Raw genomic sequence first — 8,874 nt, 5'->3', positions numbered from 1 at the left:
TGCAAGACCGCAGATTCCGCATTTATATTCTATCCTCTAGTCTTGTAATGGCAACAATTTTTGCCTATATTACCGGCTCATCGTTTATTTTTCGCGAATACTTTGGTTTAAGCGAAAAAACCTATGGAATCCTTTTTGGAGTGAATGCACTTAGTTTTATGATTTTTGCCAATATTAATGCAAGAATCGTGCGTAAATATTCTCCTTATGCAGTGTTGCCTTATGCGTTTGTGATGATGTTTGGGGTTGCATTAGTATTGCTTGTAGTCGGGTGGTTGGATTTGGGATTCTTGCCTTTTGAGATTCTTTTGTTCTTAATGCTTGGAATGAATGGTTTTATTGTGCCAAACACCACAACGCTTGCAATGGCGCGTTTCAAACAAATGTCTGGAAGTGCTTCAGCCATTTTGGGAATGGTGCAATTTATCTTTGCGGGGGTGATTTCTTTTGTCGTAGGAGCGGTAGAAGCGAATACACCCTTTCCTTTAGCGTTGATTATTGCTTGTTGTTTGCTTTTGGCTTGTGGAATCTATTTTTCTCTTAATGTAAGGGAGATTAGACGCTACAAGCGCGAATTTCTAAGCTTATTCAAGCATTCATCTTAAGAGTCTCATTTAAGCATAGCGAAGCAATTTCTATGAGGATTCAAACTTGAAAAAAAGATTTGAGGTTACGCATTTTCGCAATGGTAATTACGATTCTTTTGCAATATATTCTTGAATGCTTTGTTGGATTACGGGATTAATGTGCATTTCTAAATGCAAAAGAGAAAGTGGCAAGCCAAATTCCTCAAGTTTTGTTGCATCTTTTTGCGTAACAAGGAGAGAAGTGGCACTAAGACGCGCATATTCTTCTAGTATTTTGGTTTTATCAAAAAAAGAATGGTCTTTCAAGATGATTTTTCCTACTACATCAGGCAAGTAAGAATCCAATCGTGAGGGATTTGCAATCGCCGTAAGAAGTAGCATTCTTTTGGTGGGGTAGAGGAGTTGGACTTTGCGCTCATAATCTCTGCCTTCTTGTGCTAGAATATCAGCTTTTTGATAGGAGCTTTTGTGTTCGCGATACCCGCCGCTTGGGATACAAAAGTCAAAGTAAGGTTCTAGCTTAGGTTTTAAGATGATGTTTAATTTTTTGAAATTAAAGCGGAATCCATCGTCTAAAAAGACAATCTTGGCTCCTAATTCTTTGGCTTTTAGAATCGCATTTTTGCGATTTTCGCTGACAATTACACTACAATAAGGCAGGTTTTTGGCGAGCATAATCGCCTCATCACCGGCAATTTGCACATTTGTTTGTAGATTGCCTTGAATACTGACAACTTTTAAGCCTTTGCTTTTGCGCCCAAATCCACGCAAAATCACGCAAGAATTTGGATAATTTTTCGCAATTTCTATAATAAAAGGCGATTTACCACTACCACCTAAAACAAGATTCCCCACACTAATAATTGGAATCCCAAAATCATAAAAGCGTGCGAATTTTCGCTTGAGAGTGGCAATAATGCAGTAAATGAGGCTAAAAGGCAAAAGGCAAAAGGCAAGGAGTTTTTGCAATGGGCTAGGTGCAAAAAAATATTTTTCAATTTTACGCATTAAACACGCTCGCTTGCAAGGCGCAAAACTTGCTTGCAAACATAGTCTATGTCTTCTTTTTGCATTGCGCTATAAATAGGCAAACTTAAAATCTGCTGGTAGTTTTTAAGAGAGACGGGAAAATCACTGATTTTGTATTTGTATTTGTTTTTGTAATAACTCAATAAATGCAATGGCACAAAATGAAGCGCACTTTCTATACCGCATTCCTTTAGCTCACGTGCAAAATGGTCGCGATTCTTATCTACCTTGATGATAAAATGAAAAAAAATGTGTTCGCTTTTGGCGCTTGGCATTACAAGATGGGGGGCGTTTTGTAATGCGTGAATATAATATTTTGCAATTTCTTGACGCTTTTTGATAATATAATCAATGCGCTTAAGCTGACTTAGACAAAGTGCGGTATCAAGGTAACTAATATTGTATTTGTTGCCAATCCCTACGACATCATAGAGATATTGCGGACGCGTGCTAGTAGTTTTTTCACTCACAACTCCGTGGTAGCGCAAAAGCATTGCCTGTGCAGCAAGTTCATCGTCTTGTGTTGTGAGCATACCGGCTTGTGCAACAGGATTTGCAGAATCTAGCACAACGCTAAAAATGCTTGCAAAGCTATGATGAGAGCCGATTTTTAAACCATTGTGCGTCAATCCTAATGCCATCGTTGCGTCTTCAATGACTTTAATATTGTAATGTTCGGCTAAATCGTAAAAAGGCTCTATATCGCAAGCTTGCCCTGCAACATGGCTAATGATAATTGCACGTAATTTTTTGTTTCCGATTCTTTCTAATGTTTCTTTACATTTTTGTAAAGAAATGAGAAAGGTATCCTCTTCAATATCCACAAAAATCGGTTCTGCATCAAAATGCCGAATCATTTCTGGAAAACTAGGGTGACAATTCACGGAACATAAGATTTTATCCCCTCGTTTTAAATCCATAGCAAAAAGACACAAATGAAAAGCAGCTGTTCCGCTAACAGCTGAAATTGCGTGTTTGATACCAATGTATTTTTTAAATTCTTCTTCAAGCTCTAACACAATATTATGACTTGGATTTTCTAATACATTGAGAATTGCATCTCTTTCTGCCTCTGTAATATCAGGGATAAAATAGGGAATACTTCGCATAAATTTTCCTTTAAATATTTGCAATTTCTGGCATTTTGCGCTTAAAATCAAAGTGAGAAATTCTCTCTTTGACCAATCTTAACGCCTCTCGTGGTAGATTTTGTTGCAAGATTTCATCGTCTTTTGCGCCTTTGTCTAATAGTAGCATAATTCTGTCTAAGATTGCATAAGGAAAACCCAATTCCTTCTCATCACTCTGTCCCTCATACAAATCCGCACTTGGTGCTTTTTCTAGGATAGTTTGCGGAACCCCTAAAGCACGCGCAAGTTCATAAATTTCTGTTTTATAGAGATTGCCGATAGGATTTATTGCGCAGGCTAAGTCACCAAAGATTGTGCCATAGCCAAGCAAAATCTCACTTTTATTGCTTGTGCCAATCACTAAAGCATTATGTGTAAAAGCGTAGTCGTAGAGACAAATCATACGCAATCTCGCACAAAGATTCCCTAATCGCAAGGGCGTAGAATCTAATCCTTGCAAAGTTGCTTCAAAAGCACTTTGTGGTTGGTGGAGTTGTAGAATCTGATAGGAAATATTAAATTTTTTACAGAGTTCTAATGCGTGGGTTAGGCTTGTTTGGGAGGATTGTTTGGAGGGCATTAAAAGGGCTTGATGATTGTTTGGAAAAGCAAGCTGACAAAGACGTGCAACGACTGCAGAATCAACGCCACCGCTTAACCCAAAAACAACGAATTGAAATCCTCTTGCTTGAACTTCGGTTGCAATAAATTGGACAAGATTTTGTCGGATTTGTTCAAAATCTTTCATTAGGAATTACCTTTTAATATTTGAATAAATGTTACCTTGAAATTAAAATTAAACACAAAATTTCAATAAAACCTAGTATTATAGCCAAAAAATTAGTTATAATATAAATTTTATATTGTTTAAAGGAGAAAATTATGAAAAAAATTCTTGCGCTTTCACTCGCATTAAGTGGCTCGCTTTTTGCGGCTAACAACCTATTTGAGGTTACTCCGCAAGTTGGTGGAACTTTCCATATCGACAATGATCGTTACAAAAATAGCGCGGATTTAAGTTATGGTTTGAAGTTTGCTAGTCGTGTTGCACCAAGTGTGCTTGTAGAACTTGGTTATGACCGCGCAGATAGCGCAAAAGGTAGTGAGCAAGGACAATCTACGGATATTAATCGCTATTATATGAACCTTGTAAAAGAATTTGAAGTATGGGATAAAACTTCTGTTTATATTTTAGGAGGTCTTGGTTATGAGGATTTAAGCCATAATTTCCAAAATATGGATAGTGATTTCTTTGGACAATATGGTGTGGGATTGCGTCATGAAATTGCAGAATACCTCCACCTAAAAACAGAACTCCGACATTTGGCAAGTTTTGATGGACGTAGTGATGTGATTGCAATGGTTGGTTTTAGTATTCCATTTGGAACTTACGCACAACCAGAGCCACAACCAACAGAGACATTGTCTCATATTCATACATTCTCTGTGCAATTCCCATTTGATTCTACAACCATTGCACCAGAATATAATGTAGAAATCACAGATTTTGCAGAATATATGAAACAAAATCCAAATCAAACTGCAATCATTAATGGGCATACAGATTCCACAGGAAATTCAGCTTACAATCAACAACTATCTGAACGTCGCGCAACAGCGGTAAAAGATAAAATTATAGAAGAAGGAATCTCTCCAGAGAGATTGGAAGCAAAAGGTTATGGCGAAACAAGACCGATTGCAGATAATGCCACAAAAGAGGGCAGAAAACAAAATAGAAGAGTAGAGGCAGAAGTTTATACCAAATAAGACTTTTAAAGGTTTGAGGAATTGAGACCTATCATTAAACACGATATTGCGATTTATGCGCCAGATGTGCGCTTGGAGATGAAAGAAGCAAAAGAAATTTGTGGTGTGCTTATCTCCAATAGCGCGACAATTCGTTCTCTCGCACTCAAAGCAGTGTATTTTTCGTTTGAGCATATTGCGCAATTTGATGAGGGTGCGACGATTCTTATCGCTAAAGCTTTGCTTGCTATGCAAAATAAAGTGAGCATTGCAGTAGCATTCGTAGGCTATAATGATGCGCAATTCCCTAAGTTGAAATCTCTTTTTCCCAACAAAAGCTTACCACTTTTTCGCACAGAACATATGGCAAATCTCTTGCTTGGACTTAAAATTCCTCCGCTAAATCAAAGTGTGATTTATTATGATGCAGATGGTATGATGCAGACGTTGATTTCTCAAGAGCTGACTGCTAAGGGATATGAGGTAATCTGTGTCAATAGCGGTGAAGAGTTTATGGATAAGCGGCGTCAATATCTTGATAAAGCTATTTATCTGTATGATATTTATTTTGATATTACAAGCAATTTCATTCCCATTACGATTAATAATGGAATCGTGATTTATACGCTTTATAAAAAAGTAGATAAAAATATCTCGCTTTCTTTTAATATCCAAGCACACAATTCGCGCTTAAGAGAGGGTTATAGAGTTTTTATTTTTGATGCGAGTGATACCAAAGATTTTAATTTAGCTGCATTGGATTTTATTATGTCTTTGGCACTCAATAATACAAAATTTGGGGCTTGTATTGCAATTTGTGGGCTAAAGACTCCTTTAGATCACAGCAGACAAGAGCTTTGTATGCGTAGTAATATTTTGTTTTTTGATAATATAGATAAATGCAGAAATGACGCGAAAATTAGAGAACTTGCTAAAGTGCATCAAACTTCACAACAAAAAAGCAAGGGATTAACTAAGAATTTGGTAGCGCAGTTGCCTGTATTTGTCAATGCGGCAATTGAAACGCTTTCTTCTTTGACGGGTGGCGAGGCAAAACGTACAGATTACAAAGTAACCAAATACAACAAAACTAACGAAGTAGATATAATGGGGGCGATGATTACTTTTGAAGGCGATGTAAGCGGAATCGTGGCATTGTGCTTTAGCAAGGTGCTAGTCAAGGAAGCTTCTATGATGCTTTTGGGAGAGGAATCCCAAAGCGATGAAGAGTTGTTAGATGTTATTTCGGAATTTACTAACATCATCGCAGGTCGCTCCAAAGCGGTATTGGCTGAAAATAGCATTTCAATTGGAATCTCGTTACCAAAAGCCTTCAAAAATGAAGATGAGATTTATCAAGTTTTAACAGACAAACAAGGTGTGCAAATTAACCTGCTTTTGAATGATAAATCTCTGATTTTATTTTTAGCTCATTAAGAATTTTCTTCCATTGCTTTTAAGAATCTTAAATTTATGATAAGAGTAGTTATCTTATCGTGATTTGAGTGCAAGAGTGTTCCATTGATTCTCTATAAATTTTTTTCCTCTTAGTGCTTTCCATATTTTTTCTTTATTACTCTTTTTGGTTATACCACTTACAGCAGAGGTGCGCACGAAAGAGCCACTAAGGAAACCAATTCCCTATCCTAAAAGATTAATTTCCTCCCCAAATAATCTATTTCTTTTTTAAAGCAAAAGCAAGATTGGAGGCAATCCCTGCACCTTCTTTGTGATAAGCTTGTAAGTTGCAATTACCAAAAATACAAAAGGGAGAATCTTTTTTATCTGCAATATAAGTTTTCCCCTCTCTGTAAATTATCGTTTTTGATAGGAATCCAAAGAGGTTTTATGCTTTGAAATGCACATTATCAGGCACGAAATCTGTCGTTTGTTGGATATAATCCGTGCAATTATTTGCGCGACCAAGCTTGCGCCCTTATAAGAAATATGATGCCCTTTGGTAAAAAGATGTGTATTGTCCTTTTTTTGTGTTGCATAAAAAGAGGAGAAATATCCAAGACTTCTACCCCGTTTTGCACGAGTTTTAAAGTTATTTGTCTAAATTGTAGCAAAGTGGAAGCACCTTGTAAAAATGTAGAATCCTTCGCAACCAATTTAGGATAAATCCTAAGCTTCAAAGGGAGAGAGACATAAATAAAGTGCGTTTGGGAGGCTTGAAGTGCTTTGCTTAAGAGGGGGCTATTTGCTCCCAACTTTTGCGCTTAAAAGCCAAAGGAGCAAAATAAGCAGTGATATGGTGGTCTATGAAATCTCCGTTGATTTTTTGCCTCTAAATCCTACAAATCTATCCAATAATTTCCACTGATAAAAGGGTTTTAATTCTTGCCTAAAAGATTCCAAAGCATAAAATTGACTACTAAATTCACCAAATTGCTTGATTTCTTGCAAAAGAGTATGCATTTGTTTTTGTTAGTATTCTTTAATTGCGAGTGGATTGCTTGTCATTATTTTCGTCTTTTGAATTGGATTGCGGAATTCTATCAAAGTTTATCAAATATCTTTCTAAAATCACAAGAGCTGCAAGAGAATCTAGGCTGCCATCTTTGCTGTGTGCCTTTTTGCGTGATTTTTTGTCCTCTAGTTTTTGCAATGCCTCAAAGGAGCTGAAGCTTTCGTCCAAGAAGATGATTTCAAGATGAGGTGGAATCGTAAGTAAGCTGACAAAATGTCGGATTCTTTTTTGCATTGTTGCAAGAGAATCCTCGTCTGTCAAAGCAGAATCCCTCTTTTGCATAGGGATTCCAACCACTAATACATTCGCTTTGGAGTCTAAGAGGAGCTGACTGATTTCTTTGGCTGCTTGATTGCGGTTTTTGCGCAGAATTGGTGGGAGGGGTAGGGCAATATTTTGAATCGCCTTTGCTACCCCGATTCTTTTAAGTCCTATGTCAAGGGCTAGCACGATTTTTGGTGTTTGCACTTCCATTGGCTTATCCTACAAACAAGGCGATTTCATCACCCAAAAAATAATCTTTTGCATAAATTCTTTCCCCGTCTTGCTCCACTTTATTTTCTTCTAACAAAATTTTAAGATTGCGCGTGTTGGGGATTCTTTTCCTCTCTACGCCAACACAAGAGCGGAATCCCAAAAACAAATGTTCCAAGAGTTGATTGTGCGTACTTAAAATTTCTTTTTCTTCATAGAATCCCGACAAAAATTTTTCAATACTTTTTGGCATACTTGTGCGCACGCCTCCTTGAAATCCAACAGCTCCCGCACCAATGCCTAGGTATTCCTTGCCCTCCCAATAGCGAAGATTATGATAAGAGGGACTGGTTTTGGCATAATTGCTGACTTCATATTGCTTAAATCCTTTGGTTTGTAAATAGGATTTAATAAAATGTCCCATACTCAAAAATCCCTCAAATTCCCCCTCAAAATCCCTCAAATTTCCTAATGATTCCTTGTTTGCATAGAATCTACTTCCCTCATCAATGCTTAACTGATAGGCGGAAAGATGACTTAAGGGTAAAGCACAGGCGGTTTCTAATTCTTGTGTGAGTAATGAAGCATTACACAAGGGTGTGCCATAGATTAAGTCAATGCTAAGATTCTTCAAACCAGCCTTTAGTGCCATTTCAATGGCGTAAAAGATAGAATCTTTCCTATGGTGTCTCTCCAAAAAGATAAGTTTAGAATCCTCAAAGCTTTGCGCTCCTAAGCTTAAGCGATTGACACCCAAACTTTGAAGCGTCTGCAACCATTCTAAGCTTAGGGAGTTAGGATTTGCTTCAATACTAATTTCTGCTTGTGGTGCAAGATAGGGAGAAAACTCCGCAAAAAGAGATGAATAAGCACGGGATTTTACACTATTTGGAGTGCCCCCGCCAATATAAACTGAAGTAATTTGTAAATTTTGGTTTTCTTCTAAAAGGTTGTGAATCTTATAGGAAACATATCGGGCGAGAGTTTCCATATAAATTGTTTTTAAGTGATTTTTGTTGATTTGGGAATTAAAAGCACAATATCCGCATTTGCTATCACAAAAAGGAATGTGCAAATAAAGAGAGATTTCAAAAAGTTTGATTTGCGATTCCACTTTTTGTTATAAAAGCTGCTCTATTCTATCTTTTTTGGGAGCAATTTCAGTGATTTGAATCCCAAAGTTTCCATCTACAATAACGACTTCACCCTTTGCGATGACTTTGTCATCTACCAAGACTTCCAAGGGGTCATTTGCAAGTTGATTGAGTTCCACAACGCTTCCAATGTCCATAGCAATTACATCTTTAAGAAGCATTTTTTTCTGCCCGATTCTAACCTTGACTTGCAAGCGTACATCTAAAAGCATCGCCATATTTTTCATTTCAGAATTATTGAGTTCTACTTTGGCTTGTGTGCCTCCACCTCCGCTAGATTC

Annotated in this window: 9 protein-coding genes; 3 read left to right on the top strand and 6 right to left on the bottom strand. The window is 37.2% G+C overall.

Going from position 1 to position 8,874, the window contains the following annotated elements; genetic code table 11:
- On the top strand, positions 1–605 hold a 605-nt coding region (locus Q1553_RS02370; RefSeq protein WP_366525089.1), incomplete at its 5' end, for an MFS transporter.
- A gap of 87 nt (positions 606–692) precedes the next feature.
- On the opposite strand, the gene Q1553_RS02365 is transcribed toward Q1553_RS02370, so the two are convergent.
- Genes Q1553_RS02365 through Q1553_RS02355 form a run of 3 tightly spaced genes read right to left on the bottom strand, consistent with a single transcriptional unit; the run spans position 693 to position 3,494 of the window.
- Positions 693–1,595 carry a tetraacyldisaccharide 4'-kinase gene (locus Q1553_RS02365; RefSeq protein ID WP_297571383.1) on the bottom strand — a complete coding sequence of 301 codons (903 nt, stop codon included), beginning with the start codon at positions 1,593–1,595 and terminating at the stop codon, positions 693–695.
- On the bottom strand, positions 1,595–2,725 hold the full coding sequence (locus Q1553_RS02360) for an aminotransferase class I/II-fold pyridoxal phosphate-dependent enzyme (RefSeq protein WP_115551426.1): 1,131 nt from the start codon (positions 2,723–2,725) through the stop codon (positions 1,595–1,597). The genes Q1553_RS02365 and Q1553_RS02360 overlap by 1 nt, the downstream gene beginning before the upstream one ends.
- Positions 2,726–2,735: 10 nt before the next feature.
- A complete protein-coding gene (locus Q1553_RS02355) occupies positions 2,736–3,494 on the bottom strand; it encodes an NAD+ synthase (protein WP_300842729.1) in 759 nt (252 codons plus the stop codon).
- 134 nt (positions 3,495–3,628) lie between these two features.
- On the opposite strand from Q1553_RS02355, the gene Q1553_RS02350 reads away from it, so the two are divergent.
- Together Q1553_RS02350 and Q1553_RS02345 are read left to right on the top strand one after the other, a co-directional pair.
- A complete protein-coding gene (locus tag Q1553_RS02350) occupies positions 3,629–4,513 on the top strand; it encodes an OmpA family protein (protein WP_115551424.1) in 885 nt (294 codons plus the stop codon).
- Between the two features lie 21 nt (positions 4,514–4,534).
- Positions 4,535–5,929 (top strand): chemotaxis protein CheX, encoded by a 1,395-nt coding sequence (locus Q1553_RS02345; RefSeq protein WP_115551423.1) that lies wholly within the window; start codon positions 4,535–4,537, stop codon positions 5,927–5,929.
- Between the two features lie 1,003 nt (positions 5,930–6,932).
- Here the strand turns inward: Q1553_RS02345 and ruvX are convergent.
- From ruvX to fliN, 3 genes are all read right to left on the bottom strand, one after another.
- Positions 6,933–7,439, bottom strand: coding sequence for a Holliday junction resolvase RuvX (gene ruvX / locus Q1553_RS02340; protein WP_115551421.1), 507 nt, complete (start codon positions 7,437–7,439; stop codon positions 6,933–6,935).
- A gap of 4 nt (positions 7,440–7,443) precedes the next feature.
- A complete protein-coding gene (hemW, locus tag Q1553_RS02335; RefSeq protein ID WP_297577933.1) occupies positions 7,444–8,553 on the bottom strand; it encodes a radical SAM family heme chaperone HemW in 1,110 nt (369 codons plus the stop codon).
- Positions 8,554–8,559: 6 nt separating this feature from the next.
- Positions 8,560–8,874: flagellar motor switch protein FliN (gene fliN, locus Q1553_RS02330; protein ID WP_300842728.1), on the bottom strand; the 315-nt coding region annotated here is incomplete at its 5' end.

Source organism: Helicobacter sp. UBA3407 (assembly GCF_949747025.1).
In the GTDB taxonomy this organism is placed as follows: Bacteria; Campylobacterota; Campylobacteria; order Campylobacterales; family Helicobacteraceae; genus Helicobacter_D; species Helicobacter_D ganmani.
Note: the sequence above shows the minus strand (reverse complement) of the source record. Positions and strands in the feature narration are given on the sequence as shown.

Bases quoted from the DNA above. Each gene is read 5' to 3' on its own strand.
- Q1553_RS02365 (WP_297571383.1), bottom strand. From the start codon at position 1,595: ATGCGTAAAATTGAAAAATATTTTTTTGCACCTAGCCCATTGCAAAAA.
- Q1553_RS02360 (WP_115551426.1), bottom strand. From the start codon at position 2,725: ATGCGAAGTATTCCCTATTTTATCCCTGATATTACAGAGGCAGAAAGA.
- Q1553_RS02355 (WP_300842729.1), bottom strand. From the start codon at position 3,494: ATGAAAGATTTTGAACAAATCCGACAAAATCTTGTCCAATTTATTGCA.
- Q1553_RS02350 (WP_115551424.1), top strand. From the start codon at position 3,629: ATGAAAAAAATTCTTGCGCTTTCACTCGCATTAAGTGGCTCGCTTTTT.
- ruvX (WP_115551421.1), bottom strand. From the start codon at position 7,439: ATGGAAGTGCAAACACCAAAAATCGTGCTAGCCCTTGACATAGGACTT.